General features: G+C 68.1%; 18 protein-coding genes. 5 read left to right on the forward strand and 13 right to left on the reverse strand.

Features of this window, described 5'->3' with window-relative positions:
- Positions 1 to 136 precede the first annotated feature (136 nt).
- Positions 137 to 1,291 (forward strand): DNA cytosine methyltransferase, encoded by a 1,155-nt coding sequence (locus tag ABIE19_RS08640; RefSeq protein WP_354088757.1) that lies wholly within the window; start codon positions 137 to 139, stop codon positions 1,289 to 1,291.
- A gap of 22 nt (positions 1,292 to 1,313) precedes the next feature.
- Here the strand turns inward: ABIE19_RS08640 and ABIE19_RS08645 are convergent, their stop codons facing one another.
- Both ABIE19_RS08645 and ABIE19_RS08650 read right to left on the reverse strand, forming a co-directional pair.
- Positions 1,314 to 3,158, reverse strand: a complete 1,845-nt coding sequence (locus ABIE19_RS08645) for a DUF885 domain-containing protein (protein ID WP_354088758.1) — start codon at positions 3,156 to 3,158, stop codon at positions 1,314 to 1,316.
- Positions 3,159 to 3,241: 83 nt separating this feature from the next.
- On the reverse strand, positions 3,242 to 3,766 hold the full coding sequence (locus ABIE19_RS08650; protein ID WP_354088759.1) for a PraA/PraB family alkane oxidation protein activator: 525 nt from the start codon (positions 3,764 to 3,766) through the stop codon (positions 3,242 to 3,244).
- A 135-nt stretch (positions 3,767 to 3,901) separates the two neighbouring features.
- Here ABIE19_RS08650 and ABIE19_RS08655 point away from each other — a divergent pair, with 135 nt between their 5' ends.
- Positions 3,902 to 4,486, forward strand: a complete 585-nt coding sequence (locus ABIE19_RS08655; protein ID WP_354088760.1) for a hypothetical protein — start codon at positions 3,902 to 3,904, stop codon at positions 4,484 to 4,486.
- On the opposite strand, the gene ABIE19_RS08660 is transcribed toward ABIE19_RS08655, so the two are convergent.
- Complete coding sequence (locus tag ABIE19_RS08660) at positions 4,464 to 6,128, reverse strand: thiamine pyrophosphate-binding protein (RefSeq protein ID WP_354088761.1); 1,665 nt, start codon at positions 6,126 to 6,128, stop codon at positions 4,464 to 4,466. The genes ABIE19_RS08655 and ABIE19_RS08660 overlap by 23 nt on opposite strands.
- Before the next feature lie 98 nt (positions 6,129 to 6,226).
- Between ABIE19_RS08660 and ABIE19_RS08665 the strand changes: the two genes are divergently transcribed.
- Both ABIE19_RS08665 and ABIE19_RS08670 read left to right on the forward strand, forming a co-directional pair.
- Entirely contained in the window at positions 6,227 to 6,364 is a 138-nt protein-coding gene (locus ABIE19_RS08665; RefSeq protein ID WP_354088762.1) for an entericidin A/B family lipoprotein, read from the forward strand.
- A gap of 73 nt (positions 6,365 to 6,437) precedes the next feature.
- The gene (locus ABIE19_RS08670; protein ID WP_354088763.1) at positions 6,438 to 6,875 is read left to right on the forward strand and encodes a YidB family protein; all 438 of its coding nucleotides are present in this window, start codon (positions 6,438 to 6,440) and stop codon (positions 6,873 to 6,875) included.
- Positions 6,876 to 6,919: 44 nt separating this feature from the next.
- On the opposite strand, the gene truA is transcribed toward ABIE19_RS08670, so the two are convergent.
- From truA to ABIE19_RS08710, 8 genes are all read right to left on the reverse strand, one after another.
- On the reverse strand, positions 6,920 to 7,669 hold the full coding sequence (truA, locus tag ABIE19_RS08675) for a tRNA pseudouridine(38-40) synthase TruA (protein ID WP_354088764.1): 750 nt from the start codon (positions 7,667 to 7,669) through the stop codon (positions 6,920 to 6,922).
- Complete coding sequence (fmt, locus tag ABIE19_RS08680; protein ID WP_354088765.1) at positions 7,669 to 8,643, reverse strand: methionyl-tRNA formyltransferase; 975 nt, start codon at positions 8,641 to 8,643, stop codon at positions 7,669 to 7,671. The genes truA and fmt overlap by 1 nt, the downstream gene beginning before the upstream one ends.
- 27 nt (positions 8,644 to 8,670) lie before the next feature.
- Positions 8,671 to 8,886 carry a hypothetical protein gene (locus ABIE19_RS08685; RefSeq protein WP_354088766.1) on the reverse strand — a complete coding sequence of 72 codons (216 nt, stop codon included), beginning with the start codon at positions 8,884 to 8,886 and terminating at the stop codon, positions 8,671 to 8,673.
- Positions 8,886 to 9,458, reverse strand: a complete 573-nt coding sequence (gene def, locus ABIE19_RS08690) for a peptide deformylase (protein ID WP_354088767.1) — start codon at positions 9,456 to 9,458, stop codon at positions 8,886 to 8,888. Before def ends, ABIE19_RS08685 begins: the two co-directional genes overlap by 1 nt.
- Positions 9,459 to 9,531: 73 nt before the next feature.
- On the reverse strand, positions 9,532 to 9,813 hold the full coding sequence (locus tag ABIE19_RS08695; protein ID WP_354088768.1) for a hypothetical protein: 282 nt from the start codon (positions 9,811 to 9,813) through the stop codon (positions 9,532 to 9,534).
- A 66-nt stretch (positions 9,814 to 9,879) separates the two neighbouring features.
- Entirely contained in the window at positions 9,880 to 10,221 is a 342-nt protein-coding gene (locus ABIE19_RS08700) for an acyl-CoA thioesterase (protein ID WP_354089232.1), read from the reverse strand.
- A 149-nt stretch (positions 10,222 to 10,370) separates the two neighbouring features.
- Complete coding sequence (locus tag ABIE19_RS08705) at positions 10,371 to 11,537, reverse strand: patatin-like phospholipase family protein (RefSeq protein ID WP_354088769.1); 1,167 nt, start codon at positions 11,535 to 11,537, stop codon at positions 10,371 to 10,373.
- A 93-nt stretch (positions 11,538 to 11,630) separates the two neighbouring features.
- The gene (locus ABIE19_RS08710) at positions 11,631 to 14,408 is read right to left on the reverse strand and encodes a TonB-dependent receptor plug domain-containing protein (RefSeq protein ID WP_354088770.1); all 2,778 of its coding nucleotides are present in this window, start codon (positions 14,406 to 14,408) and stop codon (positions 11,631 to 11,633) included.
- A 140-nt stretch (positions 14,409 to 14,548) separates the two neighbouring features.
- Between ABIE19_RS08710 and ABIE19_RS08715 the strand changes: the two genes are divergently transcribed.
- A complete protein-coding gene (locus ABIE19_RS08715; protein ID WP_354088771.1) occupies positions 14,549 to 15,571 on the forward strand; it encodes a cyanophycinase in 1,023 nt (340 codons plus the stop codon).
- Here the strand turns inward: ABIE19_RS08715 and ABIE19_RS08720 are convergent.
- Both ABIE19_RS08720 and ABIE19_RS08725 read right to left on the reverse strand, forming a co-directional pair.
- Entirely contained in the window at positions 15,513 to 17,888 is a 2,376-nt protein-coding gene (locus ABIE19_RS08720) for a hypothetical protein (RefSeq protein WP_354088772.1), read from the reverse strand. The two genes, ABIE19_RS08715 and ABIE19_RS08720, sit on opposite strands and share 59 nt — an antisense overlap.
- On the reverse strand, positions 17,888 to 18,781 hold the full coding sequence (locus ABIE19_RS08725) for a hypothetical protein (RefSeq protein ID WP_354088773.1): 894 nt from the start codon (positions 18,779 to 18,781) through the stop codon (positions 17,888 to 17,890). The genes ABIE19_RS08720 and ABIE19_RS08725 overlap by 1 nt, the downstream gene beginning before the upstream one ends.
- Positions 18,782 to 18,917: the final 136 nt, after the last annotated feature.

An 18,917-nucleotide genomic window follows, 5' to 3' on the forward strand; every position in this document is an offset into this window, starting at 1 on the left:
GCGAGCTCCGTGAAGTTTCGTTTCATGGACCGCAGCCGAAGGCCGCGGTCAAGGACAGGCGCCGAACGCGCATCGCGCCTGGATCGATGCGAAGGCCTGATTCCGCCTCGACCGATCAGGCTCTATGGTGCCCGGCATGACGAATCGCGTCGCAGCCGCTTCCGTTCCCCTGACCGCCTGCGAATTCTTCGCTGGGGGCGGATTGGCGGGCCTGGGCCTGGGCCGGGCGGGCTTCCGCACCGTCCTGGCCAACGACATCGACGCCATGAAGGCCGCGGCCTTTCGCGCCAACCATGCGGACGTCTCCCTCGCTCACGGCGATGTCTGGGACCTGACGCCCGCCCAGGTTCCCGGGACGCCGGACCTGTGCTGGGCCTCCTCGCCCTGTCAGGACGTCAGTCTGGCGGGCGCGCGCGGCGGCCTGAAGGCCGTGCGGTCTGGCGCCTTCTGGGGCTTCTGGAAGCTGATGCAGGGGCTGGACGCCGAGGGCCGGGCCCCGCGCGTCGTGGTTATCGAGAACGTCGTCGGCCTGCTGACCTCGGACGAGGGCCGCGACTTCGCCGCCGTCTGCGCCGCCATGGTCGAGGCCGGCTATCGCGTCGGCGCCCTGGAGATGGACGCGGCCCTGTGGCTGCCCCAGTCGCGCCCCCGCCTCTTCATCGTCGCCATGCGGGGCGCCGAAGGGCCGGCCGTCCTGGAACCGACCGGCCCCTTCCACACGCCGCGCCTGATCGCCGCCCACGCGCGCCTGCCCGAGATGGTGAAGGCCGGTTGGTCATGGTGGTCCGTGGCCGCCCCCGCGCGCCGCAATCTGGACCTCTCGGCCCTGCTGGAACCCGGCCTTCCTGTCTTCGAGACAGATCAGACCGAGGCCCTGCTGGCCCTGCTGTCGCCGCTGCACCGCGCGCGGCTGGAGACGATCCTGGCTTCGGGCGAACGCCGGATCGGCGCCGCCTTCCGCCGCGTGCGAACGGTCAGGGGACGAAAGGTCCAGCGGCTGGAATTGCGCTTCGACGGCCTGGCGGGCTGCCTGCGCACCCCCTCCGGCGGCTCGTCGCGGCAATATGTCCTGATCTGCGAAGACGGTCGGGTTGCGATGCGGCGTCTGAGCGGCCGCGAGGCGGCCCGTCTCATGGGCGTGGCGGACGACTATCGCCTGCCCTCCAGCGAAAGCGCGGCGCTGAAGCTGATGGGGGACGCAGTAGCGACCCCGGTGGTCGAGGCCCTGGCGCTGGGCCTATTCCAGCCGGCCCTCGCCGCCGCCGATCCCGAAGGCGCGGCGGCGGCCTAGGCCGAGGACGCTCCTGCCGCCGTCAGAGGGTCGGCTTGCCGCCGCCCGCCGCGATCCAGGCGTTCACCTGATCCTCCAGCACGTCCAGCGGCACCGAGCCGGAGCCCAGGACCACGGCGTGATAGTCCTTGATGTCGAACCGGTCGCCCAGCGCCGCCTCGGCCTTGGCGCGCAACTCCTCGATCTTCAGCTCGCCGATCTTGTAGCTGGTCGCCTGGCCGGGATTGGTGATGTAGCGCTCGACCTCCTTCTGGATGTCGCGCTCGGACAGCAGGGAGTTCCGGCGGAAATAGTCCATCGCCTGCTCGCGGCTCCAGCGCTTGGCGTGCAGGCCCGTGTCCGTCACCAGGCGCACCGCCCGCCACAGCTCGGTCGAGAGCCGGCCGAAGTCGGAATAGGGGTCCTGATAGAAGCCCATCTCCTTGCCCAACTGCTCGGCGTACAGGCCCCAGCCCTCGGCGTAGGCGCCGTATCCGCCGAAGCGGCGGAAGCGCGGCAGCCCCTCGATCTCCTGCGCATAGGCGATCTGGAAGTGATGGCCCGGCGCGCCCTCGTGATAGCTGATGCCCTCGATCTGCGGCTTCAGCACCTGGGTCATGTCCGACAGGTTGACGTAGTAGATGCCCGGCCGCGACCCATCGGGCGCCGGCGAGTTGTAGAAGGCGATGGAGGCCGTGGCCTCGCGGAAGGGTTCGACCGCACGGACTTCCAGCGCCGCCTTGGGCAGGTTGGAGAACCACTGGGGCGCCACGGCCATGACCTGGGCGATGAAGGCCCGGGCGTCGGTCAGGTACTGTTCCTTGCCCTCCGGCGTGTTCGGATACTGGAAGCGCGGATCGGTCTTCAGGAAGGCGAAGAAGTCCTGCAGCGAACCGGTAAAGCCGACCTTGGCCTTGACGACCTCCATCTCGGCCTGGATGCGGGCGACCTCCTCCAGGCCGATCTGGTGGATCTGCTCCGCCGTCAGATCCGTGGTGGTCGAGAGCTGCAGGCGCGCATTGTAATAGGCCTCGCCGTCCGGCAGCCGCCACACCCCGGCGTCGCTGTCCGCCATCGGCCGCACCTGATCCAGGGCCGCCAGCACCGTGTCATAGCCCCGCTTGTACGGGCCGGTCAGGGCCGCCCGCCCGGAGGCCAGCAACCGATCCTTGGTCACCTGATCGGCGTCCAGAGCTCCCACCTTCTTCTGGAAATCGGCCCAGACCGGATTGTCCGCCCCGCCGTCGAAGGGAGCGCCGGCGATCACAGCCCGGGTGTTCTCGATCGAGGGCTCGAAGACGAAGCGGGGCGAGACCACGCCCCGTGCGGCCCGCGCCTTCAGGGTGTCCGCGACCTGACCCATGTAGCGCTCGGCCTCGTTCAGGCGGGCGACATAGGCCTCCGCGTCCGCGACGCTGCCGATCCGGTGGTTGTTGATCATGAAGACCGGCAGACCCGTGGTCGGGTTGCCGTTGGCCGCGAACTGGAAGTTCCAGTCGCGCCACCGGTTCGACAGGCGCGCCTGCTCCACCCCGTATTCGAACAGGCGCCAGGACAGGCGGCTCTGAACGCTCAGACGGGCCGGATCGAACTCGGCCTTCATCTGCGCCAGTTGCGCCTCCTGCAGGGCCAGCGACCGGGCCGAGGCTGCGTCGGACACGTCGTCCAGCTTGTCGTAGTCCGTCTTCAGACCCAGGGCCGTCATCGCCTGAGGGCTCAGGGCGATCCGCGCCTGATAGGCCTGTTCGAAGAAGGCGTTCAGCCGCGCATCCTCGGTCTGGCTGTCCGCTGTCGCAGCGGCAGGCGCGGACGCCCCTTCGGCCAGGACGACGGGCGCGGCGGCGCAGACGGCCAGTACGGCGGCGGACGAGATCAGAAGACGACGCATGAAGAACCCCCTCGATACATTGAGGGCGGCACTCTTTCGCGAACCCCGTCCCCGCGCAAGCCGGGGCAGGACGTGCTTCGCTTCTAGTCCACTTCGACAGGCGCTCCCGACACCTGGGTGATGGTCCCCTCTATTTTGCAGACGGCGTTTGGATAGCTGATCGTCGGAACATGACCGGGCATGGACCCGTCTGTCGTCACATAGCCCGTTGCAGGCGGATAGTTGTCCCAACTCACGATCAGCCGACCTTTGTCGCAACGAGAACCAAGTCCGACGATCGCGAAATTCAGTATTTCAAATCGCCCCATTGTGGCGGGCGTAATTCTATTCACCGTCCAGGGAAGCCCCACGGGAACAAAGGCTCCACACAGCAGGTGGCCGGGTGAAAAGCTGAAATTCGTGACAGCGCCTGTCATTCCGCCCGCAAACACCGTGATGTCCATATCGGCGGTGCAGGTCATCGTCGGATTACCGACCTGGCTGAAGACCACCGGTCCGCTCACAGAGAACATTCCAGGAGCCGGAGAAATCTGCGCAGACGCCGTCGCCTGTGCAGACGCGGCTATCAGCACGCCGAGACACACGCCGCTCAAACGAAAACGAGCCATAAGACCAACCTCCCTCATGAGTAACGTTGATACTTGGGCGATCAATTAACAGTCATGTCAATCAAAACACTCATCTACGTCCGATTCTGACGTAAGCCCTCCCTAGCTTCCGACCTTCAAACTGGAGGGAACGCCATGACCGACATCGCCGAAGCCCCTGCAACTGCTGTCGAGAGCCTGATCAAGGAAGAAGGGAATACGCCAAGCCCAACCGCCTTCGACATGGACGCCGAGATCGAGGCCGAGATCGCGGCGGGCCCGCCGGATCTGTCGCGCATGGCCCGCGTCGCCCTGGCCTGGCTGAACCGCGCCGTCAGCGCCGGCCGAGCCGCCGAGGCCGCCTCCTGGATGCGCACCTGGCGCGCGCTCAAGGTCGCCGCAGCCGAGATGGAAGCCGAGACGACAACGCCCCTGGAAACCAAGGCCACGACCAAGCCCTCGCCGCCCGAACCGATGCAGGCGTTCGCGGTCTTTGCGCGCGACGTGGAATGCATCGCCCGCGACGTCGCCGACCTCGACCGCACCGACCACGGGGCCGTTCGCCGCATGAAGCGCCGCTTCGAAACCCTGGACCGCCGCGCCGTCGCCCTGGGCCTGCCCCCGTTCAAGCCGGCCGGCTCCGTGGGTCGGATTTCAGACGATTCAGACCCGATTTTCTCACCCTCTCCTCCCCCGTTTACGGGGGAGGATAAAGGCCCTACGCCCCACGCAGGTCGCTGATGGTCCGTCCGGGCGCGATCTGCTCGGCGTCGGTGATCAGGTGGACCAGGGCGGGACGACCGCCCGCCGCCGCCTCGCGCGCCGCCGCCAGGGCCGCGGGGAAGTCCCCGGTCGCCTCGCAACGCACGGCGAAGGCGCCGAAGGCCTCGGCGAACTTCACGAAGTCGGGGTTCTTCAGGTCGGTGGCGATGACCCGGGCCGGGTATTCCCGCTCCTGGTGCATACGGATGGTGCCGAAGGTTCCGTTGTCGACCACCACCACGATGACGCCCAGGCCGTACTGGGCGGCGGTGGCCATCTCGTTGGCGCTCATCATGAAGTCGCCGTCGCCGGCGACGCAGACGACTTCGCGCGCGGGTTCGACCGCCTTGGCCGCCAGGGCCGCCGGATAGCCGTAGCCCATGGCGCCCGAGGTCGGGGCCAGTTGGGTGCGCCGGGCCTGATGGCGATGGAAGCGATGCAGCCAGGCGGCGAAATTGCCCGCGCCGTTGGTGATGACCGCATCCTCGGGCAGGGCCTCGGCCAGATGGGCGACGACCTCGCTCATGTTGACCGCGCTCTTCACCTCGATGGGCGAAGAGAAGGCCATGAAGTCGGCGTGGGCCGACGCGCCCAGATCGGTCCAGGTCCGGCCCGGCTCGATGGTCGACAGGGCCAGGGCGGCCAGGGAATTGTCCGCCGCCGCCGACAGGGCGGGCGCCCAGACGCGGCCCAGCTCCTCCGGTCCCGGATGGATGTGGATCAGGGTCTCGGCCGTCCTGGCGCGGTCCAGCAGGGTATAGCCCTGGGTCGGATTCTCGCCCATCCGGGCGCCGACGACCAGCAGCAGGTCGGCCGCCTTGACCCGCGCGACCAGCTTGGGATTGACGCCCAGGCCGACGTCGCCGGCGTAGGTCGGGTGGTCGTTGCGGACCAGATCCTTGCGTCGGAAGGACAGGGCGAGCGGCAGACCCAGCCGCTCGGCCCAGGCCGAGATCGCGTCCGTCGCTTCATCGCTCCAGCCCGAGCCGCCAAGGATCAGCATGGGCCGTTCGGCGGTCGCCAGGCGCGCGCGCACCTGTTCGACGAAGGCCGGGTCCAGGGCCGCCCTGGCCGGGACGACCGGACGCACCGGCGAAGGGCCGCCGTCCTCGTGCAGGATGTTCTCAGGCAGGGCGACGACCACCGGTCCCATGCGGCCCTGCTGGGCCGTGGCGAAGGCGCGCTCGACCACCTCGACCGTGCGCTCCGGGCTCTCGATCTCGGTCGCCCACTTGGCCAGACCGCCGAAGACCTCGCGATAGTCGACCTCCTGGAAGGCGCCGCGCCCCCGGTCGGTCAGGGCGATCTGGCCCACGAACAGGATCACCGGCGTCGAATCCTGGTGCGCCGTGTGCACGCCGATGCTGGCGTGGGTCGCGCCCGGTCCGCGCGTGACCATGCAGACCCCGGGCCTGCCGGTCAGCTTGCCATAGGCCTCGGCCATGTTGGCGGCGCCCGCCTCGTGACGACAGACCACGACCTCGATCCTGTCCCGCACGTCGGCGAGGGCGTCGAGCACGGCGAGATAGCTCTCGCCGGGCACGCAGAAGACCTTGTCGACCCCGTTCATGACCAGGGTTTCGACCAATCGGCGGGCGGCGGTTCCGGATGCTTGCGTCATAAGTTCGCCGTTAGCAGACTGAAGGCTCCTTTGGCCATGCAACCTCATGGCCAAGCTTCACGTTGAAGCGTGAATTCGTTTCTTTCGGGGATATCGCCATGCGCAAACTCATCACTCTCGGCGTCGTCGCCGTCGCCCTGGCCACGGCCGCCTGCAACACCGTGGCCGGCATCGGCCGCGACCTTTCGGCCGCCGGCCAGGCCGTCTCCACCTCTTCGGAGCGCGCCAAGAACTGAGGATCGGCCGAGGCGCCCAGCGCCTTTGCCTTGTTTTGCCTTTCCGTCGCAAAATCGCAGGCCGAGACCGTCTATGCTCTCGGCCTCACCACTCGGAGGTAATGAGATGGGACTTCTGGACTCTGTGCTGAACGGCCTGGGCGACGACGCCGCGGGCGGTCTTTCGGACCTGCTGAAGGGTCAGGGCGGCGTCGCCGGCCTGGCGGAGAAATTCGGCCAGAACGGCTTGGGCGACCTGGCCGCCTCCTGGATCAGCAAGGGCGGCAACGCCGCGATCTCGCCGGAACAGATCGCCGCCGTCATCGGCTCCGGCCCCATCGCCGACTTCGCCAAGAAGCTGGGCATATCCCCGGAACAGGCCAGCGAGACCCTGGCCGGCCTGCTGCCGGAAGCCATCGACCGTCTGACGCCCAACGGCTCGGCCGAGGGCGCCGACGACATGCTGGGCGGCCTGCTGGAAAACCTCCCGGGCGGCATCGGCGGCGCCCTGGGCGGCCTGTTCAAGCGCTGACGACAGCAACTCCTCCCCCCGCCTGCGGGGGAGGAGAAGAAGGTTCAGGCCTCGGTCTCGTAGACCACGCCGGTCAGATAGAGGCCGTCCGACGGGGCGACCGGGCCGCAACGCGCGCGGTCCCTGGCTTCAAGCGCCTCGGCCAGGTCGGCGGGCGTCCAGCGACCTAGGCCGACCTCGACCAGGCTGCCGGTCATCGACCGCACCTGGCGGTGCAGGAAGCTGCGCGCCTCGAACACCAGATGCACCTCTTCCCCGATGCGGACGACGCGGGCCGTGTCCAGGGTCTTGACCGGGCTGGCCGACTGACAGGCCGCGTCGCGGAAGGTGGTGAAGTCGTGCAGGCCGATCAGGCTCTGCGCCGCCTCATGCATGGCCTCGGCGTCCAGCGGCTTCTTGACGTGCCAGACCCGGCCCCGGTCCAGGGCCGGGCGGCCGGGCCGGCTCAGGATGCGATACAGGTATTTGCGGCCCACGGCGGTGAAGCGGGCGTGCCAGTCGTCGCCGACCGGCGTGCAGTCCAGCACCGACACCGCCTCGTGCATCAGGTGGGCGTTCAGGGCGTTCATCACCGTCCGCGCCGGCCAGTCGCGCTCCAGGTCGACATGGCAGGTCTGGCCCGTGGCGTGGACGCCCGTGTCGGTGCGGCCGGCGGCGGCGATCCGCACAGCTTGGCCACAGAAGGCCGTGATCGCCGTCTCAATGGCTCCCTGCACCGTCGGCTGGCCGACCTGGGCCTGAAAGCCGTTGTAAGCTGAGCCGTCGTACTCGACCGTAAACCGATACCGGGGCATTATCCTTGAGGGCCGCGATCAGAAGGCTCCGCCTTCTCGACCCGACGCGGCCCGTCCAGCACCATTCCAGCCGAGACCGGAAAGCCCCGCAGCATCTCGTCAGCCGACTGCGCCGCCTTGCCGGGGCGCTGCACGCGGATCAGGCGCACCGCGCCGGTTCCGCAGGCCACCGTTAGGGCGTCGTCCAGCACCTGGCCGGACGCCCCCTGCCCTTCGGCCAGAGCCGACATCAGGGCCTTGATGCGCACCGGCTCGCCGTCCGCCTCGACCTCGAACCAGGCGCCGGGGAAGGGCGACAGGCCGCGGATGTGGGCGTCCACCTCTGCCGCCGGGCGGCTCCAGTCGATGCGGGCCTCGGCGGGGGTGATCTTCTTCGCATAGGTCGGTTCCCCGACCTGCTCCGTCTCGGTGACGCCGCCGCGCTCGATGGCCGCCAGGGCGCGGGGCCACAGGGCGGCGCCGACATGGGCCATGCGGTCGCCCAGAGAGGCTGCGGTATCGTCGGCGCGGATGTCCATCAGTTCCGACAGGATGATCGCGCCCTCGTCCAGGCCCTCGCTCATCCGCATGATCTGGGCGCCGGTCTGGCGGTCGCCGGCCATGACGGCGCGCTGGATCGGGGCGGCCCCGCGCCAGCGCGGCAGCAGCGACCCGTGCAGGTTGAAACAACCCAGGCGCGGCGCCTCCAGCACCTCGGGTTTCAGGATCTGGCCGTAGGCGACGACGCAGGCGGCGTCGAGGTCCAGGCTCTTGAAGACGTCGATGGCTTCCTGCGCCTTCATGCTCTCGGGCGTGAAGACCGGCAGGCCCATGGCCTCGGCGAAGGCGTGAACCGGCGACGGCGTCAGCTTCTGGCCTCGGCCCTTGGGGCGCGGCGGCTGCGAATAGACGGCGACGATCTCGTGTCCCGAGGCGATCAACTCGGCCAGAGACGGCACGGCGAAGTCGGGGGTTCCCATGAAGGCTAGGCGCATGGTCCCGCCTTTAGACCCTGGGGCGGCTTACTGCCAGCGCGTATAGACGCCGCCGCCCTCGTCCCACTCGCCGCCGGCGTCCAGGGCGTCGTCGAAGTCCAGCAGGCGATCCAGCAGCAGGCCCGCCGCGATCCCCAGGACGCCCAGAGCCAGGACAGTGGCCAGGCTGGCCGCGCCGACCTTCTGGCTGCGGGTCATGCGGCGACGGCCGCGCGGATCGATGATCGTGCTTCTGCGAGCCATCAGGCGGCCATCCTCGCGTGCTTCTTGACCTTGGTCACGGCGCGATCGCGGCGCAGACGCGACAGGTGGTCGATGAAGAGGACGCCGTTCAGGTGATCCAGCTCATGCTGGAAGCAGACGGCGTAGAGGCCTTCGATCTCTTCCTCGATCGTCGCGCCCTGATAGTTCAGGTAGCGGACGCGGACGCGGGCCGGACGCTCCACGGCGTCGTAATAGGTCGGGATCGAAAGGCAGCCCTCCTCATAGGAGAACATCTCCTCCGACGACCACAGGATCTCGGGATTGACGAAGTAGCGCGGGTTGCGGCGCTCCAGCGCCTCTTCCTCGGTTTCAGCCTCTTCGGCGCCGCCTTCGACCGGCTTGTCGCCCAGGTCCATGACCACGACGCGCGTCAGCTCGCCGACCTGCGGCGCGGCCAGGCCGATGCCCGGCGCGTCGTACATGGTCTCCAGCATGTCGTCCATGAGGGCGCGCACAGCGTCGGTGACCCCGCCCTGCACGGGCGCGGCGACGGACTTCAGGACCGCCAGGTCGGCGGCGTTGTCGATGGTCAGGATGCGACGGATAGCCATGCCCCGCAGGTAGGGCCCAGAGGGCGAAACGTCAAGAATTTCCGAGTCCCGCGCTTGGTTTTGAACCGGGCCTCTAGACGCCCGGCGGCGGCGGAAGGGCGCTATCCAGGACAACCAGCACCGTGTTCACGACCAGCCAGCCGAGCGCCGCCGCGATGACGATCGCACCCAGGCCCATGGCCTTGAAGCGGCTGCGGCACAGGGCCTGAAAACGCTCCGGCTCCACGTCGCGCTCGACCCGCTTGCGGGTGTGGCCCTTGGTGTAGACGACCCCGCTTCCACGCGCCTGAAGCAGGGGGATCAACTCTCTCAGGATGAGAAAAAGTCCCGCCAGAAAAGCCCCGACAATCAACATGATCCGCCCCCAATTCGGAAATTGGCGGAACCATGCTTTTCAAACCGGGACTTGTCCAGTCCCGGTTCAGACCGGCGGCAAGGGGCGCGGCTTGCGATCGGAATCTATGGCCACATAGGTGAAGACGCCTTCGGTCACGCGCACCGACTGGGCTTCCGGCTGGCCGCGCGCCCGCTTCCAGGCCTCGACGTGGACGCGGACGGAGGTGCGGCCGGTATGGATGATCCGGGCGTAGATCGACACCTCGTCGCCGACCGAGACGGGCTGGTGGAAGACCATGCCGTCCAGGGCCACGGTGGCGCAGCGGCCGTTGGCGCGCTCGAAGGCGGGGGTGGCCCCGGCCACGTCCATCTGGGCCAGCAGCCAGCCGCCGAAGATGTCGCCTTCGGGATTGGTGTCGGCGGGCATGGCGATGACGCGGCCGACCGGCTGGCCCTCGGGCAAACGGACAGGGGCGGAGGATTGTTCGGCGTCGGACACTTCAGCGGCCTCGGATCTTCGTGGACGTAGCGGGGAGAGGCGCCTTCCATGCGCCCCGAACCGCCCGGAAGGCAAGGTCAGGATCGCGGCAGCAGCCGTTCCAGCAGACCCGACAGGCCCTGGGGCTCGGCCACCGGCGAGCGCCACAGCTCGCCCGCCCGCGCCCGCTCGCGCGCCGCGTCGAACAGACGCTTCATCGTCGCGGTGTCGAAGCTGAGCATGCCGCCCTGGTCCGGGGCGTCGGGAATGGAGGCCACGCTGATCGGCAGGCCCTGGGCCGCGCAGAAGGTCGTCGCCGTCCCCAGCGCCTGACGATAGGAGAAACGCAGCATGGCCTCGAAGCTGCGGCTCAGGACGGCCGCCATATTGGGCGCCGTGGTCCGGGTTTCCGGCTCCAGCACCGTATTGACCAGGACGTGGACCCGCCCCCGGTTCAGCCGCCGCCCCAGCCGTTTCCAGCGCAACAGACCTTCGGGCATCAGGAAGAGCGGGGCCGCCACCCCGCCGTCCACATGCATCTCCTCATGCGCCTCCCCGTCGACCTCGCAGGCGATGCGGCGCGGAGAGAAGAGGCCCGGCAGGCTGGCCGAGGCGGCCAGGACCTCGCGGAAGAGGACCACCGCCTCCTTTCCGCCGTGGGCGGCGACGGCGCCCATGTCCCAGATGCAGGGCCGCTGGCTGTCCAGGTCGGTCGTGGCGACCAGCAGGCGCCGCCCCCGAGCGTGCTCGGCCGCCACGGCGTCGATCAGGGCCTCGTCGACGAAGGGGTGGATCAGGGCGTCCAGGGCCTCGGCCCCGAAAAAGCCGCCGGTGAAGCCCGAGGCCAGGCCGCGCAGACTCAGCAGATGGGCCGCATGCCCGCCCGTATAGGCGTCGGCCAGCCGCTCGTCCCACTTCGGGCCCAGGAAGGCGAAGGGGGCGATCAGGGCGCCGGTGCTGACCCCCGTCACCAGGGCGAACTCCGGCCGCGTCCTCGCCTCGGTCAGACCGACCAGGGCGCCGGCGCCATAGGCGCCGCCCGCCGCCCCGCCGGACACCGCCAGCATGTCGAAACGTCCCGACGACCAGCCCGACCGAGGCAGGGACAGGCGGTCGGCCGCCGCCTCCAGCGAGGTCTCGGCCTCCTCGACGCTCAGGCGGACGTCGGCGAAGCCCGGGATGATCCCCCGCCCCGCCGGCGGCGCGGGCAGACGCCCCCTGGGCGAACGGCCTTTCGGCGAATGTCGGACGGGCGGCTGGCTCACCTGCGTTTCATCGCTCGCCGGACGCTCCCGGTCAAACGGCCCGAAGCCTGCGGTCCAGATCCCCCTTCGCCCAGCGAAGGGGGATCCGAACGATCAGAGCCCCTCGCCGCCCATCTTGTAGGTGATCTGGAAGTAGAAGCTGCGCCCGACGGAATCGAACCAGGAGATGTCGTAGTAGGGATAGGCGCTGTAGGTCGAATCCTTGACCGGTCCCTCGTCGAACAGGTTGTTGATCGTGCCCGACAGGCGCACGCGATCGTTCAGGTCGTACTGGACCGAGGCGTTGAACATCCAGCTGGCGTCGATGAAGCCGTCTTCGTCATAGTTCGGCAGTTCGCCCAGGTACTGGCCCTGCAGGGTCGTGGTCAGGCGGTCGTTCGACCAGCTGATGCTGGCCGTGCCCTTCTCACGCGGGATGTAGTAGCCGCTGTCGAAGGCCAGCTTGTCGATGGTCGGATCGCCCGGATACTGCTGGAAGTCGTGCTTATCCACCCAGGTATAGGCGGCGGCCAGGTTGAAGCGCCCCCAGGACTCGGTCGGGATGCGCCAATGGGCGGCCACGTCCACGCCCGAGGTCGTCTCTTCGGCGATGTTGATCGGATTGGTGGAGACGCCGCGCAACTGACCCTGAAGCGGGCCCGAGGCGTAGCGGTCCACCCGGGCCACGGCGTCCCGGCAGGTGGGCGAGTTGGGATCCACCGTGCTTCCGCCCGAGGTTCTGCCGATCCGGCAGTCGGCCTCGTCGCGCAGGATGGCGTCGAGGCTCATGTCGCGGACCTGGTTGGTCAGTTCCACCTGGAAGTAGTCGATCGAGATGTCGAAGTTGCGGACCGGCTGCCAGACCACCCCGCCGTTGAACGACTTGCTGGTCTCCGGCTCCAGATCGCGGTTGCCGTTCCGATAGGCGACGATGCCCTCGTCCGAGTAGGAGCAGTCGCCGATCTCCTCGTCCGGCTCCTCGGTGCGGCAGCGGAAGTAGTCGGTGCCCGACGGGTGGGTGTTGCCCGGCCCCGAGAAGACATAGTGCAGGTCCGGCGCGCGGAAGCCCGTGCCGTAGGCGGCGCGGAACATCAGGCTGGTGATCGGCCGATACTCGAGACCCAGGTTGTAGGTGAACTCGCCCACGTCGTTGCCGGCGAAGCTGTAGTGGTCGTAGCGGCCGGCCGTGCTGAACTCCAGATTGCTGAGCAGGGGCGCGCGCACCTCATAGCCCAGGCCCCAGTGGTCGCGATCCCCCTCCCCGTCGGAATCGACCAGGGCGTAGTAGTAGGGCTTCAGCGCCAGGGGGTCGGGATTCAGCTCATAAGCCTGGTTGCCCGCCTCGATCACGGCGGCGAAGCCCACAGGTCCGGCCGGCAGGTTGAACAGTTCCTTGGTGCTGAGGCTGGCCGACAGGCTGTCGGTGCGAGACCTGGGCTCGTAGACCGAGTCCTGTGAGATCTGGTCGTACTCCGCCGGGGTCAGCGGCCGGTACAGACGGTTCGCATTGGCGCCCACGGAGAAGATGGCGTAGCCGCTGTCGGGATCGACGCCGAGCGAATCTCCCAGGAAGAACTTGTTGGCCGCCTCGGCGATGATTTGCGGGAAGCGGACCTTCGACCGGTATTCGGCGTGGTTGAAAGCGACCTCATAGGCCCACCTGTCGCCCTCGCCGAACGTGCCCTTGATCCCCGGGGTGATGTTGAACGAGGTCGAGCGGTTGCGCGTGAAACCCTTGGACAGGCCGCCCATCTCCTCGGGCGAGAACTGGCGCTGCCAACCCTCGATCAGGCCGGTGTCGGCATTGAAGAAGAGGCCGTCCTCGCTGCCGTTCGCATCCTGGTACATCCAGGTCTTCACGTCGCGGAACAGCTTCAGATTGCTGTGGCTGAACTGCAGGTCCAGGAAGAGTTCGGTCCGGTCGTTCAGGGTGTAGCCGATGGCCGAATAGGCGTTGATCCCCTGCCGCTCGCTGAGAATGGTGCCGTAACCGATCGATTCGTCGCTGCCGCAGAAGTCCCCATAGCGCGGGCGGTTGGCGTAATAGGTCGTGCCCCCGTTCAACGAGGACAGGGCGTCGCAGGTCGCCTTACCCGGGTCGAGGTAGTCGTCGTACTCGTCGAACCGCAGGAAGGCGCGACGGGCCGTGGTGTTGACCGGGCTGTCCTTGGTCGAATCCTGAATCTCGCGATCATAGGCCCAAAGCGGCTCCTGATTCAGAAGCTCGACGCCGACCACGCCGTGGAAGGCGCCGCGATCCCAACCCGTCGTAATCGTCAGACGTTGCGACTCGCCGCCGCCGTCCTCGGTGAAGCCGGTGCGGAAGTCGAAGCGCGTGCCGTCCGCCGACTTCTTCAGCACGAAGTTGACCACGCCGGCGATGGCGTCCGAGCCATAGACGGCCGAGGCGCTGCCGCTCAGGATTTCGACCCGTTCGATCAGGCCGACCGGAATGTTGGAGACGTCGGTGAAATTGCTCTGGCCCTGGAACGGCAGGGGGAAGTCGGCGATGCGGCGGCCGTTCACCAGCACCAGGGTGTGGTTCGGGCCCAGGCCGCGCAGGTCCACCTGCTGGGCGCCCGGGGTGAAGGAGGCGCCCGAAGAGGATTGCTGGCTCTGGGTCTCGCCGCCGTTCTGGGTCACGGCGCGCAGGAGGTCCGGCACGCTCTGATAGCCGTTGCGCAGGATCTCCTCGGCGGTGATGGCCGTCACGGGCGCAGGGCCCTCGCTGTCGATCTTGCGCGGAATGCGCGAGCCCAGGACGACGACCTCGTCGACCGTGGTCGCCCCCTGCTCCGGCGCAGTCTGGGCCGCAGCCCCGGCGGCCATCGACAATACGATCAGGCTGCTGCCCGCGCTCAAGGCGCGAACGATAGACTTGGCGCTTCTCATGGCGCTCCCCCTCTTGTGTCCCTCAGCGTCAGCATGCGACCGATTTCGCTGTTTTAGAAGGGGAAAAATCAGTGTTCGAATCGCACCTTTCGTCGAACTGCGCCATGATGTCGGGCAGCATCCGGACAGGAGTCTCCATCATGCGATCGACGGTCTTCGCCCTTCTTCTCGGCCTCGCCCTCGCATGGGGGGCGCCGCTGCAGACAGCCTCGGCGGGGACGCCGGACGGCTACACCCTCTTCACCGCCGGCGACGTCTCCGCTCCGACGCCGGGCGCGACCGAGACGGCCCTGATGCTGATGGGCGGCGGCGACTGGTCCTACGACGCCTTCCGCTGGTTCCTGGCCAAGGCCGGGAACGGCCACCTGGTCATCCTGCGCGCCTCGGGCGACGGCGAGGGCGGGGAGGAGATCTATCGCGACATCGGGGGCGCGGCCTCGGTCCAGACCCTGCTGTTCGACGACCGCAAGGCCGCCTACGATCCCCGCGTCCTGGCCATTCTGGAACGCGCCGACGGCGTCTTCCTGGCCGGAGGCGACCAGGCCAAATACGTCCGCTTCTGGAAGGACACCCCGGTCGAGACCGCCCTGAACGCCCACGTGGCGCGCGGCCGCCCGATCGGCGGCACCAGCGCCGGCCTGGCCATCCTGGGCGGCGGCGGATACGGCGCCATGGACGACGGCAGCGTGGATTCCGAGACGGCGCTGAAGGACCCGATGGGGTCGGAAGTCACCATGGTCCGCGACTTCCTGGACATGCCCTATCTGGCCCATGTCGTGACCGACACCCACTTCGCGGTCCGCGACCGTCTGGGTCGTCTGATCGCCTTCGTGGCCCAGACCCGCGCCACGGACGATCCCCAGGCCGTCGGCCTGGGCGTCGACGAGGACGGCGCCCTCTGCGTCGAGGCGAACGGCGTCGGCCGCTTCTTCACCGCCAGCAGCGGCTATGTCTGGCTGGTCCAGCCGGAAGGTCCGCCCTTCGCCGCGCCGGGCAAGCCGCTGGACTATCCGGCCGTCCGCGTCACCGGCATGGGCGTCGAAGGAGAGATCGACCTGAAGACCCTGGCCGTATCCCGCCCCGCCTTCTCCGGCGTCGCCTCGGTCAAGGCCGGCCGCCTGCTGAACGCCCCCAGGCCGCCAGGCGCGATCGCCGCGCCCTGAGACCTCGCTTCGCGCCATCCGCGGGAACGTCCGAAGCGTGATCCTTGAGCCACTGGCGGCGTTCGGCCGCGATGAAAAAGGCGATCGCCACGATGAAAACGACGAGCGCCCCCGACATCACGGTCTCGGTTCCCCACATGATCCACCGCCCGGTCGCCGGATTGATCGGCAGCGGCCAACCGAAGAGGCTGACCGACTTGGCCGGGTCCTGGCCGCCTGCCGCCTTTTCGCCGATCCAGTAGATCATCTGTCCGGCGCCGAAGACGCCGGTGCCGCCGAGCAGAACGTTGAGCATCAGGTCGCGTTTGGCCGACCGGTCCGCGACCAGGTTCTGGGACCGCCGCTGAAGGTCGCGGGCGTGGTCTTCGAGACTCTTGATCGCGAGGGCGAGGGCCTCCTGCTTGCGGCTGACGCCTCGAAGCTCCTCCAGCTTGGCGAAGACGTCGCGCTCGGTGTCGTAGCGGAAGGGATTGGCGTAGCGAAAACGCTCATAGTCCGCGAACCGGGCCAGCTTCACCCGGTTGATCGCCAGTTCCGCGTCGTCGATGGCTTTTCGGGTTTCCTTGCGCTCGCCCTCGTCCTTCAATCGGGCCATCTCGGCGTTGATCTCTTCGATCCGCTCCAGACTGTTCGTCTCATGCGCGCGGCCCAGGAACTCGTTGTGCAGGGCCAGGACGTGGATGAGGAAGGCGTAGGGGCAGGCGCCGATGTAGTCGTTGCCGATCTCCAGGCTGCGGCTCTTGGGGACATAGGTGATCATCGCCCGATGGTTGGCGTAGCGGACGAAGAAACGCTCCTCCGACTGCTCCTCCCGGCTGGGATAGATGGGATCGATGCTGTCCAGGATCTCCGAGGTGTCCTGGTTCATGAAGTCGATGATGTTCTGGTTGAACCCCGACAGGAACAGGTAGTCGAGACAGTCCGTCCGCCCCATCTCAAAGGCCGGGATGTGATGGCGGAGGGGTGTTTTCAGCACCTTGCCCCTGGCGTCCTTCACCTGATGGCAACGCCCCGTCTGGATCGCTCTTTCCAGCCCCTTGAGATCCTTCGTCGGCGCCCAGCGCAGGTTGCCCGGCCCTTCCGCGAGGCCCTCCTTGAAATCCGGATTGGCGACGACGAAGACGCCCTTGGCGGCGAGTGCGCGATAATTCGATCCGGCGCCGTCGGCGATCCAGGTCCAGTAGTCGCGGTCTCCGACCTCTCCCGGCCTGACGTCCTTGGACGCACGGCCGAGATGCACCGCCTTGGGCGGCATGCCGGCGATCGGCGCCGTCAGCTTGTCCATACGGTTCTGGTAGGTCTCGTAGCACTCCTGCCGCACCATGGTCTTACGCGACGCAGCGGCCATAGTCTGCGGGTCCAACGGCATCAGCCGTTTGAAGAAACGCTCGTCGTGCAACATGAACATGAAGCGCGACTTGGGCACCTTCAGCCCGGGAACCTCGATGAAGGGCGCTAGCTCCAGCAGGCCCTTCTCGAACTCCGGTCGCAGCGTCGGGGGCGTCGGAAACCCCGTCGCCAGCCGGTCGAACAGCTTGATCGCATCCTGCTCGAACCTCTGTTTCACGAAGGGCCAGAAGGTCTGCCCCTCGCCCCCGCCCTCGCCGTCCGAAATCCGGATGTCGTCCAGCGGCGCTATGCCCAGCTTCGGCTCCCGGAAGACGTCGGCATGGGTCTTTTTGTCCGCAAGAATCTCCCCGAGGATCTTCGGGTCCAGGCCGTACTCCTTGGGCGCCGCCAGCTTCTGCAGGGCCGACAGGAAGTAGTAGGTCGACGGGTCGTAGCCCTTCCCCTCCTCGCCGTAATAGTGGCTGAACGAGAGGTGATAGCTGAGCGCGCCGTTGTTGTGCGACATCCAGAACCGACGCAGTCGGACCAGGCGCTCGTCGTCCAGGTTCGGCGGATAGGCGTGATACCGCCGGCCCTCGGTCGTCCAGGAGATCGACTTGGGCATCAGGAAGGTCAGGTCTTCATATTCGCGGGCGGCGCGGTCATAGGCGCTGACGAGGTCCTCTTCCGCGACGTCGGAGACGTCCGCGTCGACGACGGACAACAGGAATTCCTGCACCTCGCCCCGGGTCTCGCGGTCGGCGATGTCGTTCATCAGGGGATCGACGGCGTTGCGCAGGGCGAAGGACGGGCCGTGCCGCATCTGCGCCTTGCGGAACAGGTCGGGCTTCACATGACCGTCCTCGGCGCAGCCCAGGGTCTCGGCGACCTTCGACGCCTCTATATAGAGGGACAGGGTCCAGTAGACTGTTCCCGACAGCGCCTTTTCGTAGCCGTTCTCGCTCTTCCGCTCCCCCCGCAACCGCATCAGCCCCCGGCCTCCCTCGCCAGTTCCCGGAAACTCGTGAAGCCTTCCCCGCCTCCGGCCCGCAGCCGATCCAGCGCGGGCTTCATGGACAGGAGGGGGACGGGCGCGGTCCGCGCCGCCAGGGCCGCGATCTGGACCCCCGCCGCGCCGCCGGGCGGTTCGACCTCTCCCTTCAGAACGGAGATCGCGAAGAAGCTCTGCAGGTGGTCATGCAGGAAGCCCGCGTCCACGGCGCCATGCGGATAGTCGACGGCCGCGTAGAGGAGGCCGTCGTCCGGCCTCTGGTCCGCCGACAAGGCCGGCTGGACATAGGGGAAGTCAACCACCCGCGCTCCGACCCGGTCCCAGATGGCCAGCCGGTCCACCTGGTCCAGACCGGAATGGGCCGTATCGGCCGCATAGGCCTCGGCCGTCAGGCACAGGGGGTCGTTCTGCTCGATGAAGACGGCCGGGGCGGGGCCGGCGGGGTCTAGGGCCAGGGCCGCCTGCGTCAGGTCGCGCACCGCCCGCAGCGCCTGCCGCAGCAGGCCGCGCCCGCGCGCCGCCTCCTCGACATAGACGTAGTTCAGCGCCACCGCCGCGGGCGGCAGGCCAGGCCGCTCCACCCCCGTGGCCAGGAAGTTGATCCCGCCGAGCAGGGTCCCGTCGGCGTCCTCCAGCACGGCGACGAGTTCGCGATGCCGACGCCCGAAGGCGCGGTCATGCGAGGCGTTCAGCGCCAGGCATGTCTCGAAGCCGTCCAGTTCCTCGCGCTCGTCCGGCAGGACGAAGGCGCGATCGTAGCCCTCGAAGAAGCGCTTCAGGATCGGAGAGGCCGGATCGCCGGACGCCCTGACGCCCACCCCGGAAGGCAGGATGAACTCAAATCCTGATCCTGCGTCGTCCGTCTTCATGCCCACAGCCTTGCCACGCGGCCGAACCGCCCGCAAGGACGACATACCGACGCTTTTCGACGACCGACGACGTTCCCGTCAGGCGCGGTCGTCGGTTAAAAGGCCTGTCGACCGTGACCGTCGCGCCGAGGGGGAT

Source organism: Brevundimonas faecalis, assembly GCF_040549405.1.
In the GTDB taxonomy this organism is placed as follows: domain Bacteria; phylum Pseudomonadota; class Alphaproteobacteria; order Caulobacterales; family Caulobacteraceae; genus Brevundimonas; species Brevundimonas faecalis.

Bases quoted from the DNA above. Each gene is read 5' to 3' on its own strand.
- def (WP_354088767.1), bottom strand. From the start codon at position 9,458: ATGGCTATCCGTCGCATCCTGACCATCGACAACGCCGCCGACCTGGCG.
- ABIE19_RS08655 (WP_354088760.1), top strand. From the start codon at position 3,902: ATGACCGACATCGCCGAAGCCCCTGCAACTGCTGTCGAGAGCCTGATC.
- ABIE19_RS08710 (WP_354088770.1), bottom strand. From the start codon at position 14,408: ATGAGAAGCGCCAAGTCTATCGTTCGCGCCTTGAGCGCGGGCAGCAGC.
- ABIE19_RS08695 (WP_354088768.1), bottom strand. From the start codon at position 9,813: ATGTTGATTGTCGGGGCTTTTCTGGCGGGACTTTTTCTCATCCTGAGA.
- ABIE19_RS08715 (WP_354088771.1), top strand. From the start codon at position 14,549: ATGCGATCGACGGTCTTCGCCCTTCTTCTCGGCCTCGCCCTCGCATGG.
- ABIE19_RS08650 (WP_354088759.1), bottom strand. From the start codon at position 3,766: ATGGCTCGTTTTCGTTTGAGCGGCGTGTGTCTCGGCGTGCTGATAGCC.
- fmt (WP_354088765.1), bottom strand. From the start codon at position 8,643: ATGCGCCTAGCCTTCATGGGAACCCCCGACTTCGCCGTGCCGTCTCTG.
- ABIE19_RS08720 (WP_354088772.1), bottom strand. From the start codon at position 17,888: ATGCGGTTGCGGGGGGAGCGGAAGAGCGAGAACGGCTACGAAAAGGCG.
- truA (WP_354088764.1), bottom strand. From the start codon at position 7,669: ATGCCCCGGTATCGGTTTACGGTCGAGTACGACGGCTCAGCTTACAAC.
- ABIE19_RS08640 (WP_354088757.1), top strand. From the start codon at position 137: ATGACGAATCGCGTCGCAGCCGCTTCCGTTCCCCTGACCGCCTGCGAA.
- ABIE19_RS08700 (WP_354089232.1), bottom strand. From the start codon at position 10,221: ATGCCCGCCGACACCAATCCCGAAGGCGACATCTTCGGCGGCTGGCTG.
- ABIE19_RS08685 (WP_354088766.1), bottom strand. From the start codon at position 8,886: ATGGCTCGCAGAAGCACGATCATCGATCCGCGCGGCCGTCGCCGCATG.
- ABIE19_RS08665 (WP_354088762.1), top strand. From the start codon at position 6,227: ATGCGCAAACTCATCACTCTCGGCGTCGTCGCCGTCGCCCTGGCCACG.
- ABIE19_RS08660 (WP_354088761.1), bottom strand. From the start codon at position 6,128: ATGACGCAAGCATCCGGAACCGCCGCCCGCCGATTGGTCGAAACCCTG.
- ABIE19_RS08725 (WP_354088773.1), bottom strand. From the start codon at position 18,781: ATGAAGACGGACGACGCAGGATCAGGATTTGAGTTCATCCTGCCTTCC.
- ABIE19_RS08645 (WP_354088758.1), bottom strand. From the start codon at position 3,158: ATGCGTCGTCTTCTGATCTCGTCCGCCGCCGTACTGGCCGTCTGCGCC.
- ABIE19_RS08670 (WP_354088763.1), top strand. From the start codon at position 6,438: ATGCTCTCGGCCTCACCACTCGGAGGTAATGAGATGGGACTTCTGGAC.